Below are 23,549 nucleotides of genomic sequence, written 5' to 3'. Positions count from 1 at the left end.
GTACATAATCCCGGGATTTGCGGGAGGCGCGCCGAGAGCCGCAACGCCGCGCCGCGCGGACGAATCCAATCTAATGATTATCCGCAACGCGCGCGATTACGAACATATGATCCTATAGATAAGCGAAAAAAAACGGCATGCGGAGAACGAATCTCCTACATGCCGTCCGAATCGTTAAACTCTTGGATGATGCGCTCGCCGCCCTCCCGCAGCCACCGCTGCACTTCGGCCTCGAAGCCCGTTTCGTCGATCATCCCCAAAATATAATGGTACGTCGCGTCTCTGACGATTTCCTGCAGCCGCATGCCGCGTTCGTCGAACGTGCGGGAATGCAATCCCGCCGTCGGATCGAGCACCAGCATCGAATCGTTATCCTTCGTCAGCCGATCGGCCTTGCCCTTGACCGGCATCCGGAAGTCGGATTCCAGGAAGCCTTCGATCGTACTCGGTCCCCCGATCTCGATACCTTGGTACGGTTTCACGTCTTTATATTTCAAGTCGAAGTCGTCGGACGGGACGGCTTTACCGTTTTCCACCGTGTAATGCACGCCTTCCACGCCCCAATGCAGCAGGTTCGCCAGCTCGGGCGTCATCAGCTCGTCGAAAAACCCGAGCACCCGGCGAAGCTCCTCTTCCGAGCGGACGGCGGACTTCGGGAACAGCACCACCGTGCCGAAGCCCGGCGTCGCCCATACGCGCTCGCCCTTCGGTCCCGCGATCCGGTTGTGCACGTCGAGAACCGCGTTCGGATTCGACTGCGCCGCCTTCGTCTGCAGGCTGATCACGTCGCCCATCGCTCCGATGTACACGCCCGCCTTGCCCATCGTCAGCAAGTCCTGTTGATCCGCCTTCGCCGTCACCGGGAAGTCGCGGTTGATGAGCCCCTCCTCGTGCAGCTTGCGGAAGAAGTTCATCGTCTCCCGATATTCCGGGAACATAAACTCCGGCGCGAGCCGCCCGTCCTTCTCGCCCCAGCCGTTCGGCGCGCCGAAATAGGACAGTACCGTCTTGAACGCGCCGTAGACGAGATCGCTGCGGTCCGTTAAGCCGATCGTATCGTCGACCCCGTTGCCGTCCGGATCGTTATAAGTGAATTGGTACAACATGGTATACAGCTCGTCGATCGTCGCCGGCGCTTGCAAGCCGAGACGGTCCGCCCAATCTTTTCGGAAAATGACGCCCTGCCGCGACGACGGCCGCTCCTGATACAGTCCGTACACCTTGCCTTCGACGGCCGTATTGCGCAGCACCTCGGTCTGCAGCCGGTCGAGGTTCGGGAACTCCTCGAGATACGGCCCGATCTCCCAAAACAACCCGCTCTGCATCGGTTCCCGCAGGAACGTCAGCATGGACGCGTTCTTCAAATAGACCGCGTCGGGCATCGTTCCCGTCGCCATGGACGCGTTGAACTTCTCTTCGTAGCTGCCGTCCGGCGTCCACTGGAACGTCAGCTCTACCCCGGTCGCCTCCTCCAGCATCGTCTCGATCAAGGGAGACGGCACCTCCGGCGTATGCAGGTTCGCCATGATCGAGATGCGCGCGACGTCGGCGCCGCCGCCTTCCGCGGTTCGCTCCGCCGCTGCGCCGCCGAAGCCGGATATCGAACCGGCGCAGCCCGAGAGCGACAGGAGCGCGAACGACGCGGCCGACGCGACATAGATCCATCTCGGGTTCATATTCTCGACCTCCGCTCGATTTTCTGTATAATTAGGGCGTGGCATCGTTTTTCTTGTATGATAACATTAAAGCGTTTTCAACGGGTTTTGTAAAATATTCTACGCGATAGGCGGCGAATCGATTGAAGAGGTCTAGCCTGTATAAGAATATGATATTGTTCGGATTCGCCATCAGCATTTTCCCGATCTTGACGCTCGGCTTGTTCTCTTACATGAAATCGTCGGACGCGATCCAGACGCATGTGAACCGCAGCAACATCCAAATGATGAATCAGATGAACGGCAATATGGAGCAGGTGCTTCGGACGGTCGATTACACGCTGAATTACGTCATTAATACGAATAAGGTGCAAGACGCGCTGTTTCGGACGTTGAACTTTACGGATTTCCAGCTATATAACCAGCTGAAGGAAGAGCTGAACCTGCTGCAGTCCCCGGACACGTACGTCACCGACGTCATCCTGGCGAATCCCGCTTCCGATTGGGTGATCAACAACCGCGGTCTGTACACGTTCGACGAATACGCGTCCAAGACGACGCTGCTCGAGCTGATGGAGCTGGAGCACAGCACGAGCTGGGTCATGCTCGACACCGCCGCGCTCGGCTCCAGCGACACCGAAAGCTATGGCTGTCCGACGACCGTGACGCTCGTCAAGAAGATGCCGCTGCACACGTCGAACAAGCGCGGCGTCGCCTTGGCGACGATCCCGAGCTGCAGCCTCGGCGCGATGCTCGACAACCCGCCGGCGGCCAGCGAGGTCATGGTGCTCGACGCGCGGCTTCGCATCGTCGCCCATCCCGACGCGTCGAAGATCGGCGCTCCGCTCGCGGAGACGGGCTCGATCGCCGAAGCGGACCTCCCGAAGTTCGGCGGCGCCTCCGGCCAGTTCGAGACGATCGTCGGCGGCGAGCCGATCTCGGTTACGTACGTCCGTTCCGACTTCAACGGATGGACGTACGCCTCGTTCACGACGATGTCCGAGTTTACGAAGGAAGCGCGCTCGATCGGATGGTTCACCGCCTCCGTCTGCTTGCTGATCCTATGCCTGTGCGTGTTGTTCGTCTGGCTCGGCAGCCGCAGGGTGTACACGCCGATCCGCGAGATGTTCCGCTTGATCGCCGAGCGGCTGCCGGAGTCGACGGCCTCCAAGAAGAACGAGCTGCAGATCATCGACGAGCATATTCGCGACTTGTTCGCCTCCAACGAGAAGATGCGGCACGAGCTGCACCAGAACAGTCTGCAGGTGCGCACCTTCTTCCTGCACAAGCTGTTCCAAGGCCAGCTCGGCGCATCGGAAATCGAGGAGAAGCTCGAGCTGTTCGGCTATCGGGAGGTGATCCGGAACTGGAATCACTTGGCCGTGCTCACGCTGCAGATCGACATTCTGGTCGAGACGCGCTACGATCAGAAGGATTTGGACCTGCTGCTGTTCGCAGCCGGCAACATCGTCGAAGAGATGGTGCCGAAGTCCGATCGGCTGCCTCCCGTCATCTTGGATCAGACGCTCGTGACGCTTATCGGCGGCGCCGGCATGTCGCATGACGACTTCAACCTGTACATCTACAAGGTAACGGAAGCCGTGCAGCAAAACATGCGCCGCTACCTCGATCTCGACGTCAGCATCGGCATCAGCCTTCCGTTCGCCGGCGTCCATCGCGCGTCGCGCGGCTATCAGGAAGGGCTCGAAGCGCTGAAGCATCGGATGAAGCTGGGCAAGGGCGTCATCGTTCCCTACTCGAGCCTCAACTCCGGGAAGCACACGCAGGTGTACTTCTATCCGACGCAGATCGAGAATCAGCTCATCGACGCCATCAAGCTGGCCGACGAGGAGCTCGCCTCGAAGCTGCTGAAGCAATGGCTGGGAGAAGTGTTTTTGAAGGATCGCACGCCTCATGAATACCAGATCTCGCTCATCCGCCTGTTGAACAGCCTGATGGTCGTCATGCAGGAGGCCGGGATCGGGCTGGACCAGCTGGACGCCAAGGAGAGTTCCTTATACGAAGAGCTGTTGCAGCTGTACGTCAGCGCAGAGATCGAGAACTGGTACAACACTCGCATCGTCGGCCGTCTGATCCGCGTCTTTCAAGATCGGCAGGCGTCGCAATACCAGAACATCTCGGAGCAGATCATCGATATCATCCGCAGCGAATTCGACCGCGATTTGACGTTGGAGGAATGCGCCTCCCGATTGCATTATAACGTCTTTTATTTAAGCAGCGTCTTCAAGAAGGAGACGGATATGTCGTTCAGCGATTACTTATCGCAGTACCGGATGAACATGTCGAAGAAGTGGCTCGTCGAAACCGACATGTCCGTGAAGGACATCGCCGAACGGTTGACGTACACGAACCCGCAAAATTTCATTCGCTCCTTCAAAAAGCAGGAGGACATGACGCCCGGCCAGTACCGGGCCAAGTACGGCAAGCCCGGCGTATGACCGCGGCCTCGGCGAGCGCGCCGGCGGCAAGAGCGCGGGTACGCGCTTAGGGAACAGGAATGTTCCCTATTCCGGTCGGCAAGTTCGAATATAGCGAAATAAGGAATACGAATGTTCCCTAATTCGCCGGATCAGCTCGACTTCAGCCGATTTTCCGGAAATAGCGAACATTGCTGTTCCCTATTCGGCTCTTTTCGGCGTCTGCCTCGGAAATAAGGAACATCCGTGTTCTCTATTGGTCTTGGTCTCGACGCCTGGCTAAAACCAAGGGCTGCCCCAATCCCCGGGGACAGCCCTTGGTTTTATTCCGCCGCTTCTTTCGGATTCCAGCCCTTCAGCACGTTCTCGATCGTCCACAACGCCGCTTCCCCTTCGGTCAGCTGCGGACGCGTGTCCGCGACGACGGCGCCGGGTCCGTAGCTGCCGTACTCGGCGAAGCGCGCGTCCTTCGCAAGGAAGCCGGACATATCGGTCCACCCGATCGGGTTGATGTGCGCGCCCATCTCGACGTTCATGTACAGCACGCTCGCGATCGCGTCCGGATTGCCGCTCGGATGCCACGGGCGGCCGAGCCAGACGGTGCCCGGCGCCGCGTCGCTCGTCAGCTTGCTGTTCACGATCAAGTAGCCGTACGGCTCCGTAATCATCGTGCTCGCGGCGGTGATATAGCCGTTATTCGTAGCGGAACCGCGGTCCAGCGAATGGATGACGCACTCCTCGAAGACGGCGCTCGATCCGCCGAAGATGAAGTCGACGTCGCCCTCGATGTAGCACCGATAGAAATATTGCGTGCCGCCGTTCGTCAGCAGCGTGTCTTGATTGCCGAGAAGTCGGACGCCGATGAACCGATGGCGCTCGCCGCGCACGTTCAGCGCCACGGCCTGCTTATTCGTCGCTGTAACGGACGACTCGTCGAACGAATTGGCGATCGTCAGATTCCGCGCGGTAAAGTCGGTGCCGTTCACGAACATGCTCGCGCTGCCGCTCGTGCCGTACGTGCCACCGGTCGGGCGCTCCTTGCCCGAGTAGTTGTCGTACGTAAGGACCGTGCCCTCGGCGCTCTCCCCGATCATCGTGATGAACGGCTTGTTCGCGGGAATCGTCACGACCTCTTCGTACACGCCGTTATGAATGTAAATCTCCACCGGCTCCGCATTGTTCGCCGGCACGGCGTCGACGGCCGCTTGCACGGATACGTAGTCGCCCGAGCCGTCCTGCGCCACGACGATTCGGCTCGGGAGCGCGCTCAGCGCCTCTCGAACGTCCCCGGCCCGCAGCAGGTCGCCCGCCCGGAGCGTTCTGCCTTCCGCATCGACGGAATTCGTATCGATCACCCTCCCATACACGCGTCCGACGAAGTAACCGGTCGACTTCGCCGTCTCGAGCAGCGCCTTCGCGTAACTGCCGCCCCACGAATAGCCGTTCCTGCGCTCCTGCTCGATCTCTTGAATGCTGTACTTGATCACCCCGTCCCTCCCCGAGAAGATGCCTCGGTTCGTGCCGATTTCATAGAACCGGTACCAGGACACCGCGTTCGGATCCTCCACGAAGTACACGCCGTTCGGGTCCGCGCTGACGTAGCGGACGCCCTCCAGCTTCGCCTGATCGAACCACTCCAGGGCGGCCTTGACGGCGCGCTGAATGTCCGGCGTCTGCGGCTGCGACAGCAAATAACGCACGATGCCGACCGACTCGGAGCCCGAGATCGACGGATGCTCGTAAGCGCGGGCGCCTCTCGGCTCGTAGGTGAACGGGTCGTGCTGCGCGCACCAGGCCGTTAGGACGCCGTTCGCTTCGATCTGGGCGTTCAGAATGAATTCGATGCCCTTCGCTTTCGCCGCCCGGATGCGTTCGATCGTCCCCTCGTCGAGCAGGTCCGTATCGAACGGGTACGCCCCGCCGAGCGCGTCGTCGAACAGATCGAGCACGTTGATCATCGCATTGTCGTTGAACGTGACGTAATTCGAATAGTAGACGCCGTCTCCGGGCGTCCCCCGCTCCGGATACACCTGCGGCCATCCGCCCGTCTCGTACTGCATCCCGAGCAAGAAGTCGATGCCCTTCCTCACGCTCTCCTTGAATGCCGCTTCGTTCGTCTCGCGGTACACTTGAGAGAGGAAGCGGATTTCCTTCACGGTCGCATCGTTGTCGATCGCTCCGAGCTCGATGCCCGTCGAGCCGAACTGCGTCGACTTCTTCTCCGTGCCGTTCCACGGTCGGTCGTACGGCATCGCCTTCGTCCAACCGCCGTGATCCATCTGCCAGGACACTAGATTGTTCGCCTGCCGCACCGCTTGCGTCAAATCGCCGGAATCAGGCGGGTTCCCCGGTGCAGGCGCGTAGGTCGCTCCCGGCCCGAGCGACTCGGTCAACTCGTAAAACAGGACCGTGTTGCCGAACCGGTTCACGCCCGCCGCCGCCCTCGTCGCCGGTACGTCGCGGAACGCCGGGTTGAGCGTCTTCCAAGCGCCTTCGGGCACGCTGATCGCGACATCGCCGAAGTCGACGTCGGCGAGCGGGGCGTTCAGCGTCACCGCCGCGATGCGTTCCGCGACGGCATGGACGCCGACGACGCGCACGTCGTTCGGACGCGCCGAGAAGGAGCGAAGACGCTGCAGGATCGTCGCCGCCTCCGACGCCTTCAGCATGCTTTTCGAACCGAAGTCGTTACCGCCGCCAGCGGACATGATGCCTTCCCGGACGACGGCGCCGACGGCGCCGTTGCCGCCTCCGGCCTTCAGCTTCAGCGCCTTCGCGAGCATGCCGGCCGCTTCCGCGCGGGTAATGCCTTCGTACGGTCGGACAGCCTCGCCTTGGGACGATTCGACGTATCCGGCCTCCTTCGCCGCTTGGAGCACGTAGGCGTCCCACTGCGCCAGCGGCACGTCCCAGACCCGGTCTTCCGCCGACAAGTACGGGAACGTCTCCTCGTCGACGAAGCCCAGCGCATCGTTCAGCATGGACATCCATTCGATCCGCGCGACGACCCGGTCCGCCGGACGCTCGCGATCCGCCAGCATGCCGAGCGATTCCAGTTTCTTCGCGAGCAGCCCGCCCAAGAGCGCCTCGACCTCGACCTCCTCCGTCACGATCGGAGGCGGTCCCCCGTCGTCCGGATCGTTGTGCACGCGCAGGCGGTCGATGTTCGCCCCGCCGTTCGCGCCCGTCGCCGTCGCGCGGATGACGTTGACGCCCGCCGCCAGCGACGCTTTCCCGGACGTCGTCTTCCACGCCGTGAAGTCGCCCGTGGACGGGAACGACAGCTGCGGAATCGCGACGGCGCCGTTTACGAGAATGTCCGCCGGCCGGTCTTCCGCCGCTCCGGACGCGTACCGGAATTCGATCGTGTACTCGCCCGCCGCGGGTACGTTGACCGTCCATTCGATCCACCCGCCCGGCGCATTCGGGTTGTAGTCGACGAAGCCCGTACCGCTGTAGCCGGGGTGCTTATTGTCGATCACGGCGCCCGAGAACGCCGCATCCTCCGCTTCGTAGATTCCGTCCGCAGGCGGCGTTGGCGCCTCGCCGCCGTCGCCGGGCTCCTCCGGGTCGGCGTAAGGGGTACCGGAGACGATGATGTCGTCCACGTAATGCGAGCCCGTGCTGCCGTTCGGCGTGAACGTCTCCAGAAAGTCGACCGTGTCCGCGGCGCTGTAGAAAGGCGCGCCGTCGATTTTCAATTCGCCGTTCACGTACACGTCGGCCGTATCGCGAACCGTATCCGCTACGATCTTGAAGTCGATCCATTCGTTCGCCGCGACGGGCGCGATCGGCTCGTACGTGTCCCCGGCATGCCGGTACGTAACGCTGTCGCTCTTCGTCTCCAAGACGACCGGAGTTCCCCCGCTCCCCTTGAGGCGCACGACCTTGGTGGAGCTGACGTACGCCGGCATCATAAACTTCATCTCGACCGTAACCTCGCCGGCCAACGCGTCGAACGACTTGCCGGCGAGCACGTTCGTAGATGCGCTCGTATCCTCGAGGTATAAGCTCTTGTTCGCCGCATCCGGTATTTCGGCGACGCGAACCGTGCCTCCGCCCTCGGATACGGAAAATCCGGCGGGCGTCTCCCCCGTCGTCATGTCGTCGAATCGTTCTTCGACGACCGTCTGCGCGGCGGAGGCGACCGCCGATGCTTCGGCCGCCGGATCCGCCGACGCCGATGCCGAGCCGAAAGGCGCGAACGTCATGACCAGCGCCAAGGGAACGACGACCCGCTTGCTTGCCAGCTTCCTTCGTTTCACATCCATTCCCCTTCCATGTGATGGGATCTGTCTTGCGACACCCCCGATTATATGGAAGCTCCCCTCGTTACGCATACAATCTCTGAATATGCCGGAAGGGCTGCCCGGGAACCGGACAACCCTTCCTAATCTAATGATTATGTTGCGGACATTTGATTATTTGCTTGATTAACCTCTTGCAGCGCCTGCTCCAAAACTTCGCGCCACTCCTCCGCCGTCGCGTCCCGCGCTGCGATCCACGCCTTGCCGCCGTTGTTCCGACGTCCGCGCGTCCTTCAGCTTGCGATCATCGACCGGCCGCGCGTCCGGCGACCCGTGTTCCGGATCATATGCGACGCCCGGCTTCATCCCGCCGCCTCCTCTTCCGTACGCGCGATCGCGCACGAAACCTCGATGCCGGCGCCGTCCATCCGGTCGAACGCGCGCGTCTCGCCGTTCGGCAGGACGACGACGACCGGCGTGTCCGCCGGACCGCTCGCGCGCAACGCGAACTCGCCGCCGGCGATCGACCAAGCGACCGCTACGCGCCCGCGCGGCGTCGCGACGACGCCTTCCGCGGACGTCAGCGGCCCCGGCGTCGGGGACAGCTCGATCGCGGCGAAGCCCGGCTCGCGCGGCTTCACGCCGAGCAGCTCCGCGGGAAACTCGTGCAGCGGCATGGCGCCCCAAGCGTGGCAGTCGCTGCGAACCGACACCGGGTCCTCGACCCACGCGGTCAGGTGCAGCTCGACCTGCTCGCGCCACGCGTCCCACATCGAGAACGAATCCGCGTACAAGCCGGCCGACGCGAGCGCGCGGAACGCGTAATACGTGTTCGCGTAAGACGCTTTCGCGAGCGACGCGTCGGCGAACGTCGTCCGCAGCAGCCGCGCCGCTTCTTCGCCGGCGACGGTTCCGCTCAGCACCGCCCAGATTTGGGCGTGCTGGCTGTACTGCTCCGCCTCCGGACCGTCGCGGAACAGCCCCCGCTCCGCCGACCGGCAGCGGAGCCGCACCGCGTCGCGCACCGATGCCGCGCGTTCGCGGTATTCCGCGGCCGTATCGCGCCGGCCCGTCCGCTCGTTCAGCTCCGCCGCCATGTCGAGCGACGCCGCGTACATGAGGTTGTACACCGTCAGCGGGCCGCCCTTCCCGGCCGGCGGCGCGCCTGCGGTGTCCCTCCAATCGAACGTCCAGTCGACGAACGACCAATACGCCTCCGGCATCGCGCCGACGAGACCGTCCGGTCCGCGGCGCCCCTCGAACCAGCCGAGCACCGCGTCCATCGTCGGCCGGTACATGCGCACGAGCGACTCGTCGGCGAAGAAGCGATAATGATCGTGCACCATCATGATCCAGAACAAGGCGAAGCCCGGGATCACTTGCGGGCTGACGGACGGATACCGGCTCTGCAGCATGCCGGACGGCAGGAGCGAGCTGTGGAAATCGTACATCGCCTTGCGGGCGAGCCGGTCGTCGGCGCTGACGTAATACGTGAACAACGCCTGCAGCCGCGTGTCGAGCTCGTATTGCATCTGCTCGTAATACGGCGTATCCTCGTACGTTTCGTGCATGCAGTTGCGCAGCGTATTCAGGCTGATGTCCCAGAGCGGCCGCAGCGAGGCGTCCGAGCTGGAGAACGATGCCGAGACGTCAAGAGGGTAGCCGGTGCGCCGGATCGAAAACCGCCGGACGCAGACCGCCTCCTCGCCCGCCTCGACGGTCAGAGCGATGAACCGGAACGCGCGCCGATGCAGCGGCTCGTACGTCTCCGGACGCCGCTCCGTGCCGAGGCCGAGGGCGACGTAGACGTCCTCGAAGCCGTATAGCGCCTTCCCCTCGGGATCGTCGCGGACCGCCTTGCGCCGTTCGCCGTGCGGACCCGGCGGGTACTCGTAGCATTCCGAGTAGAGCATGCGCACGGTCGCGCCCGCGCCGCCGGTCAGCTCGAGCCGGACGTGGCCCGACATGAACTCGCCGGCGTCGAGCTCGAACCGCGCGACGTCGCCCGCCGCGACCGTCGACGCCTCGAGCGGGCCGCCGATCGCCGTCTTCGCCAGCGCGCCGGCGCCGTTCCGGCCTTGCACGATCTCGCGGAACGGCGCTTCGTCGTCGCGCATCGGCGGAATCGTCCGCTCCGTCAGCTGCCACGGGGTCAGCTGGCCGTACATCCGGTCGTGCGTCGCCGACACGATGCTAGCCGCCGGCCAGTCGGCGCCGTCGAACTCCGGCCGCTCCCAGCCGTGCGGCAGCAGCCGGCCGTCGACCGTCTCGCCGCCGCCGACGAACAGCGTGAACGTCTCCCGCTGCAACGCGAACGCCCCGCGCGGCGCCCGGTACGCCGTCCAGGCCGCATCGGTATCGATCGTACCGACGGTTCCTTCCCCGTCCAGAATGTCCCCTTCGAGCAGGAACGCCCCGCGCGGCGAACGCCATACGGACAATGGCCCCCGCCCCGTGCCGTAATGGACGGCGATCGCCGCGATGACGTTCCGCCCCGGCCGCAAATACGACGACGCCTCGACGGTATCGTAATAATGCGTGTATGGATCGCCCTTGGCCGGACCGAACGAGACGAGCGCGCCGTTCACGTACAGCCGGTACCGGCTGTCCGCGGACACGCGGACGTTCAACCGATACGTACCGTCCTCCGGCAGATGGAACGCGCGCCGGAACCGCACGACGTCGACGTCCTCGCCCGGTCCGTCCGCCCAGATCCAGGATGCGCGCCATTTTCGGTTATTTTCCATATCTCCGTTCCCCTCCGCTCCGAAATTCGCTTGCGCTGATGCCCGTATACGCCTTGAATCGCTTATAAAACCAATCCAGCTCTCCGTAGCCGACGGCCTCGGAGATTTCGTACACCTTCAGGTCGCTGTGCAGCAGCAGCTCCTTCGCCTTCTCCATTCGAACCTGAAGCAAGTAATCGTTGAACGACATGCCGGTATTCGCCTTGAACAGCTTCCCCAGGTAGTTCGGGTTCATGTAGAGGCGCTGGGCGACGCTGCGCAGGCTGACATTGTCCATATACCTCGCCCGCACGATGCTCTTCAGTTCCTCGATCACCTTGTTCGGGCGCAGCTCGCCGAGCGACGCGAGCGCGGCGAGCACCGCCTCGCACTTCCGCTCGGTCAGCCGGCGCAGCTCCTCCGTCGTCTTCGCCCGCAGGATCGACTCGTAGTCGCCGAACGCGCGGTCGAACAGCAGCTCCTGACTCGCGCCCGTCTCCCGCGCGATGCGCGCCAGCTGCACGAACAGCTCGATGACGACCGGCTTCGCCCGCTGCGCCGTCGCGCCTGAAGCGCGGAAGCCGTCCCACAGCCGCGCGAGCGAACCCTCGGCGTCCTCGCGGCGGAAGTGGCGCACCGCGTCCAGCAGTTGGGCCGTGATCGAGCGAAACCGCTCGTCGTCCGCCCCGTCGGCTTCGCCCGCCCCGGTCAGAAACTTCCGGTCGAGCGCCTCCTCCGCCGCGCGGAACGACTCGCGCACCGCCGCGAAGCCGCGCGCGCACGCGCCGACCCCGACGCTGACCGTCTCCTTCGCGTACAGCGCCGTCGACGCGGCGATGCGCTCGGCCCGCGCCCGGAGCGCGGCGGGCTCCGTCGACGCGGCGCCCGCATAAAACAAGACGCCGTATCGGTCCTCCGTATCTTCGAACACGAACCCTTCGCCCGCCGCGAGCTCCTCGCAGATGTTGCGGACGGCGTAGCGCTTGAGTTCGGTGTCCTTTTCCGAGAGGCCCTCGCCTTCCTTCCCGCCGCCGTAGACGAAATCCATCTCGACGACGAGGCAGGCGAACGTCTCCTCGATCCGCGGCGGGAAGCCGACGAGCGCGCGCTGTTCTTCGAACTCCTTGCGCCCGACCGCCCCGTGCGCCAACCGGCGCAGCAGCTGGTCGCGCATCGCCGACAGTCCGAGCCGGTGCCGCCGCTCCGCGAAGCGCCGCTCCTCGAGCTCCTCGGCCGTCCGCCGCAGCGTCGCGATCAGCTCGTCTTCGTCGACGGGCTTGAGCAAATACTCCCTCGCCCCGAGCTTCAGCCCTTGCCGCGCGTATTCGAAGTCGTCGTAGCCGCTCAAGATGACGACGGGGCAATCCGTCACCTCCTTCATCCGGGCGATCAAGTCGAGGCCGTTCATCGTCGGCATCCGGATGTCGGTCAGCACCAGCGCGTAATGGCGCTCCTTCAGCAGCTCGAGCGCCTGAAGCCCGTTCGCCGCCTCCGAGCGGATCGCGAAGCCTTGTTCCTCCCAGTCGATCAAGTAGCGGAGGGACTCCCTTGCGACCGGCTCGTCGTCCACGATCAATACGTCGTACATGTCAGGAAATGTCCTCCTTTCGGGTCGCCGTCGCCCTCGTTGTCGGAATAATCATCGTGACCTGCGTGCCGCGGCCTTCTTCGCTGTCGACGACGAGCCCGTATTCGTCCCCGTACAGCTGCCGGAGCCGAAGATGCACGTTGCGCAGGCCGATATGCGCGTCGAGCTCGAGACTGTCCGCCTGGCGAAGCCAGCTTCGCACCTCGGCCAGCCGCTCCGCCGGCATGCCGAGCCCGTCGTCGGCGACCGTAATATGCAGCCGGCCGTCCTTCGTCTCCTCGCGGATGCGGATATGCGAACGGACCGGGTTCAGCTCGACGCCGTGCGACAGCGCGTTCTCGACGAGAGGCTGCACGCACAGCTTCGGCACGTCCGCCCCGCCGGACGATTCGTCCAGCTCGATCGAATACGAGAATTTATCTCCGAATCGGTACTGCTGGATTTGCAGGTAGATGTCGACGAACTCCATCTCCTCGGACAACGGGATCGTCTGGCCGCCTTTCTTCAGCATCATGCGGAACGACTTCGCGAGCAGCCCGACGACCTTCGCGTTCTCCCGCTCGCCGGAGATGAGCAGCTTGCCGCGGATCATGTTGAGCACGTTGAATAAGAAGTGAGGGTTGATCTGCGTCTGGAGCGCGTACAGCTCGACCTCCTTCGTGCGAAGCTCATGCTCCCGGCGATCCAGCTCCGATTGGTACACCTCCCGAATCAACTCCCGCAGGCGGCGCACCATCATGTTGAACATCTCGCCGAGCTGCGCGACCTCGTCCTTGCCCTTCACGACGACGAAGCTTTCGAAGTTGTCGCGGCTCAGCGTCCGCATCTTGCCCGACAGCTCCGACAGCCGTCTCGTCAGGCCGACGGAGATGATCGAGATGAGCAGCGCCGAGACGAGGAACGCGACGAGCAGCAGCGCGACGGCCAGCGACTTCAGCTGATCGATCTTCGGCATAATCTCGGTGAGCGGAACGTAGCTGACGACCTTCATGCCTTTAATCGTGTTGCGCGAATCGAGCGTCTGGAAAAAAATTTGATACGTCTCCCCCGAGTTGCGGTACGTGAAGTTGCCGCTCGGCGCGCCGGAGGCGAGCTGCTCCCGGAAGGGCAGCGCGTCGATCGAGGCGTACGGCTCCTCGGCCGCGGTGTCCAACAGCACGTCTCCGTTCGGCAAAATAAACAGGAACCGCTTGCTCTTGCTCTCCTCGTTAATAAGATCGAGCAAGACGTCGATCTTGATCTCGAGCGAGACGACCCGCACCGAATCGCGATCGAAGTTGTTCAGGCGCTTGTGGAAGCTGAATACCGGACGGTTGTCGCCCGCCGCGACGTACGGCATCGTCCAGATGCCGCCGTTCCGCGTCTCGAGCGTTCGGCGGTACCAGTCGCTGTCGCGCACCGTCTCGTCGATCGCGAACACGTTGGCGAACCGGAACGTCGGATTGTCGCTGTACTGATGGAAGTTATAAATATCCTTCGAAATTTGAATCGCCGAGACGAACGGCTGATAGTAGTCGAAGTACATCCGGTACGCCTCCCGGTCGTCCGCGTACTCCTTCGTCGCGGCTAAGTCCAGCGCGTTGTTCAGGAAGATCGCATTCGCGATCTCCTCGTACGATTGCAGCTTGTTATCCAAGTTGGAGGCGACCTGCGACAGCGACAGCTCGTTATTTTCGGTGATCGTCTCGAAGACGAGGTCGGTGCTCCGCTTCATGAAGACGTACGTAAGCGAGCCGAGCAGAAACAGGACGAGAAACAGATTCGTCAATATAAGCTTCGTTCGTATTTTCATCTCAATCGCCGCCTAAGCTTTCGCTGTACGTCGTCATGAATCGGCGCCAGAGCCGCGTGTAGGCGGCGTTCGCCTTCCGGACGCCCGCTTCCTCTTCCTCGGCGACGAACGCGGCCCACGCCGCTTCGAACTCGGCTTCGGTCGGCGCCATAACGATGTTCGGCACATGCTTGCGCCACGTATCGTCCATCCGCTGCTCCTCGATCTTCGTCTCCTCCGGCGGCGTCAGCTGCCACAGGAAGGCCGGCACCTTCTCGACCGGCGGCAGGAAATCCGCCCACACCCGCTTCCCATAGGCGTCGAGCACCGCTTTCGTCGTCTCGTCGTAGCTCGCCCGGACGTAGTCCTTCGTCAGCGGCGTCGCGTAATCGCCGTCGGCGAGAAGCGCGCCGTGTCCGACGCCGAACCACATATAGTCGCCGGTCGCCACGCTCTTGAAGCCGCGCTCGTAGTCGATGTCCACGTCCGTCTGCCGGCGTCGCAGCAGCTCCGGGTCGATCGTCCGTTTGCCGTCCTCCACCGTGTAGTCTTCGCCCTCGATCCCCCATTGCGTCAAAATTTGCCCTTCGTCGGAAAACAAAAAGTCGATCATCTTCACGATCCGCTCGGGCTCCTTCGCCTTGCTCGAGATCGTCCATTGGAAGCTGCCGGCGCTCGTCGGCGTAATCGCATTGGAGCGGTCGACCGTCTCCGCGTCGAAATACAGCGGAAGATGGGCATACGCCCGCTCGGGCTTGCCGGCCGCGCGCAGCGCTTTCTCCGCTTCGCCGACCATCCAGCTCGGCGCGTACGCCGCGAGCACCCGCCCTTGGGCGATCTTCGCCTTCAACGTCGTTTCGTCCATGGAAAACGCTTCGCGATCGAACAGCCCCTCCACATACAGCTTGTTTAGAAACTTGTAATATGCCTTCGTATCGTCGGACACGGGATTGTAGCGAACGTCGCCGTCGGAGTCGATCGTGTAGTTGCCGTGGTCGGGGTACCCTTTTCCGAAAATGACCGGATTGTTGAACGCATGCTTCATCGTCCACCCGTTCATGTACGCGCCGAAGCCGATCGTCTCGTTCCCGTCGACGGTCGGATGCTTGTCGGCGTACGCGCGGATGAGCTCGTACAGCTGGTCGAACGTCCGGAGCTCCGGGTAGCCGGCTTCCCGCAGCGCGTCGTACTGCACGATGAAGTTGCCGCTGCTGTCGGCCGGGGCCTCCTGCGCGTTCTTGACGGAGTAGAGCGAGTAGATGTCGCCGTTCTCGTCCTTGAGCAGATTGTAGTACTCGCCGTATTTCTGCTTGATGTGGGGGCCGTACGCGTCGATGAGGTCGTTCAGCGGAATGATCGCTCCCGCTTCCTTGTAGCGCGCCGTATATTTCGGATCGAGCACGATGATGTCCGGGTAGTCGTTGCCGGCGAGCCACAGATCCCAGCGCTGGAACTGCTCGCCGATCGTCAGCTCGTATTCGAGCGCGACGCCGGTCTTCGCCGTAATGACGTCGGTGATCGGCGTCCCCCAGCGCAGCTTATCGTCCGCCGTGTTGATCGAATACGTCGCCGGGCCCTCGCTTCGTTCTCGGGCGGCGGCCTCCGGTTCGCCGGCTCCCGGCTCGGCTTCGCGGGCGCCGCCCGGCATCCAGGCGCAGCCCGCGAGCGACGCGGCGAACAACAGGAGCGGCAGCATCGGTTTCGAATATCGGCCCATGAAGTCACGCATCCCCCTCTTCTCCCAAATGTCGACGCAGCGGGCGCTTCTATCATTATCCGGCAAGCGCTTTCGGTTTTGAACCCGGGAAGAGGGAGGTCGTCGCCGGGGAAAATAGACCACTCCTTAGCCGCTGTGCGGGGGGAGGTCGGGGTCGGGGTCGCGGTGCAAGTAGGTCTCTAGGTCGAGGCGGCCGTCATCGTCGACGTGGACGCCCTCCCGTCGAAGCAGCTCCCGCTGCGTGTATCGGCCCTCGTCGTCCGCGAGCGCGATGCGCCCCTGCGCATTGACGACGCGGTGCCACGGCAGGCCGTGCTTCTCGCTCATGGCGTGCAGAATGCGCACGACCTGCCGCGCGGCTCTGCGGCTGCCGGCGGCTTCGGCCACTTGGCCGTACGTCATGACGCGCCCGGCCGGAATCCCCCGGATGACCGCGACCGCGCGCGCGGTGAACGGCTGCATGGCGTCTTCCTCCTCTGTTCGTCGCGCTTGAGCGCGCTTTCTTCAATGTATCTATCATATCGCCCGGGCGCCGCCGCGTGAACTAGAAGTTTGCGACGGATGGGGCCGGCCTCAACCTCAACGTTCGCCAATCCCGTGCCGACCGCCAACTGTAGCCTCACATGTGCGCTTAACTTCGCCGGTTGCCGATCAGCGAGAAGTCGTCGAAGTAGACATCGACCGGCGGCAATTCGTCCGGCTGGGTCAACGTGAACGGCAGCCGCGTCGCGCCGCTGCAGACGACCAAGGCGCAAGTGTATATTTACTTGCGGGATTTGCGAGGCGCAGCAGCAGATGATCCTGAATGACGCTATTGGACGCATTCAAAAACCGCAGATGGAACTCGATCGTCGCGTCCGAGTTCAAACCAGAGTTGTAGTAGCCGCCGAACGCGAACGACTCGCCGACCGAAGCGGTCACGTCCTGATAGAAGCCGAGCCAAGGCCAGGAATCGCCGGACATCCGCATGGACGCCGTGCCGCTCCGCTTCACGTCCGTGTCCTTCTCGCACGCCCGGCTCGCCGGTTTGCTCGAACTGTTGCTCTGGTCGAAGCCGGGGTTCGCCAACCGGTTCTCCGGAATGAGCGGAAGCGTCGTGACTTGTATCGTATCGCTGTTGCCCGACGCGTTGTTCCGCGCGTCGCGCGCCCGTACGTCGTACGAGTACGTCGTCTCCGGTCAGCCCCGCACGAGCGTCGGCATCGTCTCCCACGTCTGGCGGTTTTGATCGAAGGCGTCCCGCCAGGCGTAGCTCGTCGTCGTCGGGTGATTGTAGAAATCCTAACTCTTCCAGTACGCGTCCATCTCGTTATGCCACGCGGCCCGGATCGCCGGCGTCGTGTCGACGCGGTTGTCGGACTCGTTCCAATACTCCGGCATGCCGAGCGCCCGGCTGTAGCCGTACCGCGCGAATAGGTAGCGGAGCAGCTTCTTCTGGTACGCCTTCGCGACCGGATCGGTCCAGAAGCTGTAGTTGTTTTCGGAATCGGTGGACGGTCCGTCGCCGAAGCTGTGCATCGTCAGCATGATGTACACGTCGTTGGCGGCGGCCGTCTCCAGCAGCGTATCCATTCGCTGCTGATTGTCGAGCCGGTAGCGCCCGATCCCTTCGTAGACGATGCTAAGGCCGGATTCGTTCGCCGCGATCGGCCCCCACTCCGCCGCGAAGCTGCTCCACCGGCACGAGTACCAGACGCGCAGCAGGTTCATCTTCGCGGGCTTCAGATTCGGAATCTCGTTCACGTGCAAATGACAGAAAACGGATCGAACGCCGGTAAAAGCGCCCGATCCGCATAACCATTCCCGAATTATTCCACCGCTTCCCAAACCAGAGGCGCAATCGACACGCCTCCTTCGTGAGGCGCCCCCTTGCCCCGCCATCCGCACGTCGTCATCCACCACGTCCCGGTATCCGGATCGCGAACGACCTCCGGCGCGTGTCCGAACAGCTTCGCGACCGGGATCGCCCCGCCGTCGCCGCCTCGGTAATCGCCGAAGTCGAACGGATTCGCCGAACGAAAGACGAGCGTATCGTTGTACGTTTCGTCGCTGCAGTCCGTGTACGTGATGAATAAGTAATAGAACCCTTCGTGGAAAACGACGTAAGGCGACTCGGTCGCCCCCCAAGCGCAGCGCAGCGGCGCCGCTCCCGACGTCGTCAGCGCGTATTGGACGAACCTCCACTGCTGCATATCGTTGGACACGTAAACCGAAATGCACCCGTAGCCTCCCGGGCGGACGCCGGTCGCGTACATGACCCACGTGTACTCGTTCAGTCGCATCACCATATGATCCCGATGGCAGGCGTCGATCGGCGAGCCGATCAAGGCGACGTCGTTATTGATCCAATGGTACAGCTCGTTGGAGACGGCCAGCTTCGTCGGCGCGGGGCCGTAGTACATGTAATAGCGGCCGTTCGCCGCGACGACGCCGGGCGCCCACGCGCGGGTGCCGTGGTCGATCGTCTTCCCCTTTTCCCTGAACCCGTCTTCCAGGCTTTCCCCGCTCGCATGCACGAAATACCGTTCGTGCTCCGGATCGATCGACGCGCCCAAACTCGTAATGCCGAAGAGATGCCACTTCCCGTCGGCCGCGCGGACAAGGCTGTGATCGTTCACGTAGTTCCCCGTCTTCTCGGGCCGGAACAGCAGCCTCCACTCCCCCGCGATCGCGGGTTGATGCGGTTTCGCCTCCATCAACATTCCTCCCCTTGGTCAATGCGGCCTCGCCGCTTACGCATTCCGATTCGACGTAGGAAGCGTTTTCCCTTCATGGTCGGCTGGGAGATCGACTCGTGAAATAAATTTTCAAAATGTGGTGCGCGCCACAAAAAATAGTTTCAACATTCGGTATGATAGCACCTGTGACCAAATGGGAGAGGAAGATTGTGGAAATGGGGAAAACAACGCAGACGAACCGCGGCAAACGCGGATGGGCCATGGCATTGGCCTGCACGGTAGCGCTGAACGGGGTATTGGCGTTCGGCGGATGGAACAAGGCCCCTGTCGCTTCGGCGGCGGCCGAAGGGCAAGTGAAAGTACAGTTTTACAACGCGGGGCGTTCGGAGACGACGCAGCAGCCGAGCCCGCAATTTAAGGTCGTGAACGCCGGAGACGCGCCGATCGCGCTCGAGGACGTGACGCTGAAGTATTATTTCACGGCGGACGGCGACGCCCCGATGGCGTTCGATTGCTGGACGCCGGTCGGCAAGGAACGCTTGACCGTTCGCTTCGTCAAGCTGGCGACGCCGGTCGACGGCGCCGACCATTCCCTGGAGATCGGATTTACGAGCGGCGCCGGCGAGTTGGCGGCGGGAGCTTCTCTCTCGATCGTCGGCTGGTTCAACAAGACGAATTGGCATTCGTTCACGCAGACGAACGACTACTCCTTCAACGGCGTCGACTCGGATTACGTCGACTGGACGAAGGTGCCGGCGTTCCTGGACGGCGAGCTCGTCTGGGGCGAGCGGCTGGCCGACGATGGGACGACGACGGACCCGATCCCGGATCCGAATCCCGACCCGGACCCGAATCCGGACCCAGAGCCGGAGCCGGAGCCGGAGCCGGAGCCAACGCCGACGACGACGATTACGGTGTACGGCAAGACGGGAACGAACGCATCGACCCAGATGCCTTCGCCGGAGTTCGAGATCGTCAACAACACGGCGGCTCCGATCGAGCTGAGCGGCTTGAAAGCACGCTACTACTTCACGATCGACGGCGAACAGCCGCTCTCGATCGGCTTCTGGTCGACGGTGACGAAGGCGAACGTGTCGACGCGGTTCGCGAAGATGCCGATCCCGTCCGAGACGGCCGACCACTACCTCGAGATCGGCTTCGCCGAAGGTTCCGGCACGCTCGCGCCCGGCGCCAAAGCCGGCGTCTATACGTGGATCAACAAGAAGGATTGGTCCGTCTTCGACCAATCGAACGACTACTCGTTCCGGAACGACGGCACGATGGCCGCGGCGACGACGATCGTCGGCTACCTGGACGGCGAGCTCGCCTGGGGAACGGAGCCGACGCTGTACGACATGCCGGCGTTCCCCGAAGGGATCGTCGCGACGCCGAGCGATCATGCGATTACGCTGACGTGGCAGCCGGTCGACGGCGCGCTCGGGTACGACGTCGAAGCGGACGGCCGCTTGATCGAGAACGTGCAGGACGTTACGTTCACGCACGACTGGCTGAACCCGGGCACGAAGCACACGTATAAGGTGCGCGCCCGCGGCGCGGCGATGCCCAGCGTCTGGAGCGCGCCGGTTACGCTGAAGACGACGGGCGCGCAGCTGCTGCCGCCGCCGGCGAACGTACGCGCCGAGAAGACGGAGGCGTCGATCGCGCTGACGTGGAACGCGCTGGACGAAGAAATTACCGGCTACGACGTCGAAATCGACGGCGTCGTCGTCGACGCGGGGCTGCAAACGTCCTATACGCATGCCGGATTGACGTCCGGCGAGGTGCACACGTACCGCGTCCGCGCGAAGGACGGCGCGACGGCAGGACCGTGGAGCGATCCGCTGCGCCTGAACACGCTGCGGAACCCGACGGGCGCGTTCGACGTCGCGTTCGAGGTCGATCCGACGGCGGAACGCGCGCCGATCTCTCCTTATATTTACGGAACGAACGACGACCTGGACGGCTCGGAAAACTGGACGGCGCGCCGTCTCGGCGGCAACCGCCTCTCGACGTACAACTGGGAAAACAACGCGTCCAACGCGGGCGCCGACTGGCATCACTCCAGCGACGGATATGTGCCTTGGTATTACGGCGGCGTCGACTGGGCGCTGCACGACGTGCCTGGCATCGGGACGACCGCGTTCCACGAGAAGTCGCTCGCGAAGGGCGCCTACTCGCTCGTCACGCTGCAGTCCGCCGGCTACGTCGCCAAGGATAAGAACGGGCCGCTCGCGGCGGGCGACGCCGCGCCGGGTGACCGCTGGGTCGAGGTGAAGCCGACGAAGGGCGCGCCGTTCGCGGAGACGCCGGACACGACCGACGGCTACGTCTATATGGACGAATTCGTCAACCATCTCGTCCATACGTTCGGACCGGCTTCCTCCGCGACGGGCATTAAGGGCTACGAGCTCGACAACGAGCCGGGCCTCTGGCGCGAGACGCATCCGTTCATGCATCCGGAGCATACCGGCTCGGCCGAAGTGTTGAACAAGGGCGTGGCGCTCGCCTCCGCCGTGAAGAGCGTCGACCCGTCGGCGGAGGTATACGGGCCGGTTCTGTACGGCTTCAGCGAGTACCTCGACATGCAGAGCTCGCCGGATTGGTCGACGGTCAAGGGCAACTACGACTGGTACATCGACTACTATCTCGACGGGATGCGCGTGGCGTCCGCGCAGCAAGGGAAGCGCCTGCTCGACGTGCTCGACCTGCACTGGTACCCGGAAGTGTCCGGCGGCGGCGTGCGCATCACGAACAGCGGCACCGACGACAATATCGAAGCGAACAAGACGCGCATTCAAGCGCCGCGTTCGCTGTGGGACCCGAGCTACACCGAGAACAGCTGGATCGGCACCTGGTACTCCCGCTTCCTGCCGCTCATTCCGAAGCTGCAGGACTCGATCGACACGTACAACGCCGGCACGAAACTCGCGTTCACGGAGTACAACTACGGCGGGGAAACGCATATTTCGGGCGGCATCGCGGTCGCGGACGTGTTGGGCATTTTCGGAAAATACGGAGTTCACTTAGGCACCTATTGGAAAATGGTCAACGGCCGTCCCGACGCTCCATACGCCTCCGCCGCGTTCAAAATCTTCAATAATTACGACGGCGCGAACGGCACGTACGGCGACACGAAGGTGAAGGCCGAGACGTCCGATATCGAAAACAGCTCGATCTACAGCTCCACGTTCGAAGACGACAACGGCGATCTGCACATGATCGTCATCAACAAAAATTACGATTTCGACATGAACGCGGCGTTCGAGATCGCCGGCGATACGACGTATACGTCCGCTCGCGTGTTCGCCTTCGACGGGGCGAGCGCGGCCATTACGGAACGCGCGCCGGTCGCGTCGATCGAGGGCAACGCCTTCACGTTGAACATTCCGAAATTGACGGTAGCCCACATCGTGCTGAGCGCGGAATAATCCGCGCTCCGCGCCAAGCAAGCCGGTTCTCGTGCGCGAGAGCCGGCTTGCATTTGTTTTTGTATCGTCCGGTAGGCGATAATAGGAGGTGACATTTTCTAGACGCGAGGTGCATCTTCGGAATGAAAGACATCTTCTTCATAGGATCTTATGCGAACGCCGATTCCAGCGGCGTTTACGTTTGCGAATTCGACCGCGCGACGGGCGAGATCGCGCTGCTCGGCAGTTATGCCGGCCTGCAAAACCCGACGTTCCTCGCGGTCCACGAGCCGAGCCGCAAGCTGTACGCGATTACCGAGCTTGCCGGCGAGGACGGCGCGAAGCGCGGCGCGGTCGCGGCGTTCGACATCGACGCCGGTTTCGGGCTGTCGCTCCTGAACATCGCGGAGACGATACCGGCCCCGACCTGCCATGTCGAGCTCGATCGTACGCGCACGGCGTTGATGGTATCGAGCTACCATGGCGGCATGGTCGGCATGAACCGCATCGAGACGGACGGCGGCGTCGGACTTTCCACCGACGTTCGCCGGCACGAGGGCGCAAGCGTCCATCCGGCGCAGGACCGTCCGCGGGCGCATTCCGTCACGGTCGACCGGAACAACCGATTCGCGGTCGCGTGCGACCTCGGCGCGGACAAGATCGTAACGTACCGGCTGGACCTCCCGGCCGGCGCGATGGAGCCCGTCTCGTCCGTCTCGCTCGCTCCGGGCGCGGGGCCGCGCCACTTCGCCTTCCACCCGACGCTGCCGGTCGGGTACGTCATTAACGAGCTCAACGCTACGATTACGGCGTTCGCTTACGACGAATCGTCCGGCGCGCTCGAGGAATTCCAAACCGTGCCGACCCTTCCCGCATCGTACGAAGGAGAGAATGCATGCGCCGACATTCACGTCTCGCCGGACGGCCGCTTCCTGTACGGCTCGAACCGCGGGCACGACAGCGTCGCCGTCTTCCGCGTCGAGAACGGGGGCGCGCTGTCGCTCGTCGAGCACGCGTCCGTCTCCGGCCGCCATCCGCGCAACTTCGCCTTGTCGCCGGACCCGGACGCGGCGTACCTGTTCGCGGCGAACCGCGACACGAACGACGTCGTCGTCTTCCGACGGAGCGTAGTCACGGGTCGCCTGAGCGAGCCGGTGTCCCGCTTCTCCGTCGCGAAGCCGGTGTGCATTAAGTTCTTATCGTAAACCCGCGAACGGGAAAACCTCCCGCTAATCGGCGCCGAAACCGTCAATTCGACGATCTCGCGCCTCTTTAGCGGGAGGTTTTCCGTTTCGTTGGGGCCATTCGCGGGCAGCTCGCGA

Annotated in this window: 15 protein-coding genes; 4 read left to right on the top strand and 11 right to left on the bottom strand. The window is 63.2% G+C overall.

Going from position 1 to position 23,549, the window contains the following annotated elements:
* Positions 1–155: 155 nt before the first annotated feature.
* On the bottom strand, positions 156–1,676 hold the full coding sequence (locus RIN49_RS14530) for an extracellular solute-binding protein (RefSeq protein ID WP_309120888.1): 1,521 nt from the start codon (positions 1,674–1,676) through the stop codon (positions 156–158).
* Between the two features lie 122 nt (positions 1,677–1,798).
* Here RIN49_RS14530 and RIN49_RS14525 point away from each other — a divergent pair, with 122 nt between their 5' ends.
* The gene (locus tag RIN49_RS14525; RefSeq protein WP_309120887.1) at positions 1,799–4,114 is read left to right on the top strand and encodes a helix-turn-helix domain-containing protein; all 2,316 of its coding nucleotides are present in this window, start codon (positions 1,799–1,801) and stop codon (positions 4,112–4,114) included.
* Positions 4,115–4,416: 302 nt separating this feature from the next.
* On the opposite strand, the gene pelA is transcribed toward RIN49_RS14525, so the two are convergent.
* The 8 genes from pelA to RIN49_RS14485 form a co-directional block, all read right to left on the bottom strand.
* Entirely contained in the window at positions 4,417–8,358 is a 3,942-nt protein-coding gene (pelA, locus tag RIN49_RS14520) for a pectate lyase (RefSeq protein WP_309120886.1), read from the bottom strand.
* Between the two features lie 168 nt (positions 8,359–8,526).
* Entirely contained in the window at positions 8,527–8,706 is a 180-nt protein-coding gene (locus RIN49_RS14515) for a hypothetical protein (RefSeq protein WP_309120885.1), read from the bottom strand.
* Complete coding sequence (locus tag RIN49_RS14510; protein WP_309120884.1) at positions 8,703–11,087, bottom strand: alpha-L-rhamnosidase-related protein; 2,385 nt, start codon at positions 11,085–11,087, stop codon at positions 8,703–8,705. Before RIN49_RS14510 ends, RIN49_RS14515 begins: the two co-directional genes overlap by 4 nt.
* Positions 11,077–12,654 (bottom strand): response regulator, encoded by a 1,578-nt coding sequence (locus tag RIN49_RS14505; protein WP_309120883.1) that lies wholly within the window; start codon positions 12,652–12,654, stop codon positions 11,077–11,079. The genes RIN49_RS14510 and RIN49_RS14505 overlap by 11 nt, the downstream gene beginning before the upstream one ends.
* A gap of 1 nt (position 12,655) precedes the next feature.
* The gene (locus tag RIN49_RS14500) at positions 12,656–14,446 is read right to left on the bottom strand and encodes a sensor histidine kinase (protein ID WP_309120882.1); all 1,791 of its coding nucleotides are present in this window, start codon (positions 14,444–14,446) and stop codon (positions 12,656–12,658) included.
* A 1-nt stretch (position 14,447) separates the two neighbouring features.
* Positions 14,448–16,142 (bottom strand): extracellular solute-binding protein, encoded by a 1,695-nt coding sequence (locus RIN49_RS14495; protein WP_309120881.1) that lies wholly within the window; start codon positions 16,140–16,142, stop codon positions 14,448–14,450.
* A gap of 126 nt (positions 16,143–16,268) precedes the next feature.
* On the bottom strand, positions 16,269–16,604 hold the full coding sequence (locus RIN49_RS14490) for an MGMT family protein (RefSeq protein WP_309120880.1): 336 nt from the start codon (positions 16,602–16,604) through the stop codon (positions 16,269–16,271).
* 243 nt (positions 16,605–16,847) lie between these two features.
* A complete protein-coding gene (locus RIN49_RS14485; RefSeq protein ID WP_309120879.1) occupies positions 16,848–17,135 on the bottom strand; it encodes a hypothetical protein in 288 nt (95 codons plus the stop codon).
* Here RIN49_RS14485 and RIN49_RS14480 point away from each other — a divergent pair.
* Positions 17,110–17,370 (top strand): hypothetical protein, encoded by a 261-nt coding sequence (locus RIN49_RS14480; protein WP_309120878.1) that lies wholly within the window; start codon positions 17,110–17,112, stop codon positions 17,368–17,370. The genes RIN49_RS14485 and RIN49_RS14480 overlap by 26 nt on opposite strands.
* Before the next feature lie 53 nt (positions 17,371–17,423).
* Here the strand turns inward: RIN49_RS14480 and RIN49_RS14475 are convergent, their stop codons facing one another.
* Together RIN49_RS14475 and RIN49_RS14470 are read right to left on the bottom strand one after the other, a co-directional pair.
* Positions 17,424–17,885: a cellulase family glycosylhydrolase gene (locus RIN49_RS14475; protein ID WP_309120877.1), complete on the bottom strand. Its 462-nt coding sequence runs from the start codon at positions 17,883–17,885 to the stop codon at positions 17,424–17,426.
* A gap of 65 nt (positions 17,886–17,950) precedes the next feature.
* Positions 17,951–18,838 carry a hypothetical protein gene (locus RIN49_RS14470; RefSeq protein WP_309120876.1) on the bottom strand — a complete coding sequence of 296 codons (888 nt, stop codon included), beginning with the start codon at positions 18,836–18,838 and terminating at the stop codon, positions 17,951–17,953.
* A gap of 197 nt (positions 18,839–19,035) precedes the next feature.
* On the opposite strand from RIN49_RS14470, the gene RIN49_RS14465 reads away from it, so the two are divergent.
* Together RIN49_RS14465 and RIN49_RS14460 are read left to right on the top strand one after the other, a co-directional pair.
* Positions 19,036–22,248: a glycoside hydrolase family 44 protein gene (locus RIN49_RS14465; protein WP_309120875.1), complete on the top strand. Its 3,213-nt coding sequence runs from the start codon at positions 19,036–19,038 to the stop codon at positions 22,246–22,248.
* Between the two features lie 122 nt (positions 22,249–22,370).
* Positions 22,371–23,432, top strand: coding sequence for a lactonase family protein (locus RIN49_RS14460; RefSeq protein ID WP_309120874.1), 1,062 nt, complete (start codon positions 22,371–22,373; stop codon positions 23,430–23,432).
* Positions 23,433–23,549 lie beyond the last annotated feature (117 nt).

This window comes from Paenibacillus sp. (assembly GCF_031177825.1).
GTDB lineage: Bacteria > Bacillota > Bacilli > Paenibacillales > YIM-B00363 > Paenibacillus_AE.
The sequence above is the reverse complement of the archived record's forward strand: the minus strand, read 5'-3'. Positions and strand labels throughout refer to the sequence as shown.

Excerpts from the sequence above, each read along its gene's own strand:
- RIN49_RS14530 (WP_309120888.1), bottom strand. The coding sequence starts at position 1,676 with ATGAACCCGAGATGGATCTATGTCGCGTCGGCCGCGTCGTTCGCGCTC.
- RIN49_RS14515 (WP_309120885.1), bottom strand. The coding sequence starts at position 8,706 with ATGAAGCCGGGCGTCGCATATGATCCGGAACACGGGTCGCCGGACGCG.
- RIN49_RS14510 (WP_309120884.1), bottom strand. The coding sequence starts at position 11,087 with ATGGAAAATAACCGAAAATGGCGCGCATCCTGGATCTGGGCGGACGGA.
- RIN49_RS14505 (WP_309120883.1), bottom strand. The coding sequence starts at position 12,654 with ATGTACGACGTATTGATCGTGGACGACGAGCCGGTCGCAAGGGAGTCC.
- RIN49_RS14500 (WP_309120882.1), bottom strand. The coding sequence starts at position 14,446 with ATGAAAATACGAACGAAGCTTATATTGACGAATCTGTTTCTCGTCCTG.
- RIN49_RS14495 (WP_309120881.1), bottom strand. The coding sequence starts at position 16,142 with ATGGGCCGATATTCGAAACCGATGCTGCCGCTCCTGTTGTTCGCCGCG.
- RIN49_RS14490 (WP_309120880.1), bottom strand. The coding sequence starts at position 16,604 with ATGCAGCCGTTCACCGCGCGCGCGGTCGCGGTCATCCGGGGGATTCCG.
- RIN49_RS14480 (WP_309120878.1), top strand. The coding sequence starts at position 17,110 with ATGGACGCCGTGCCGCTCCGCTTCACGTCCGTGTCCTTCTCGCACGCC.
- RIN49_RS14470 (WP_309120876.1), bottom strand. The coding sequence starts at position 18,838 with ATGGAGGCGAAACCGCATCAACCCGCGATCGCGGGGGAGTGGAGGCTG.
- RIN49_RS14465 (WP_309120875.1), top strand. The coding sequence starts at position 19,036 with ATGGGGAAAACAACGCAGACGAACCGCGGCAAACGCGGATGGGCCATG.
- RIN49_RS14460 (WP_309120874.1), top strand. The coding sequence starts at position 22,371 with ATGAAAGACATCTTCTTCATAGGATCTTATGCGAACGCCGATTCCAGC.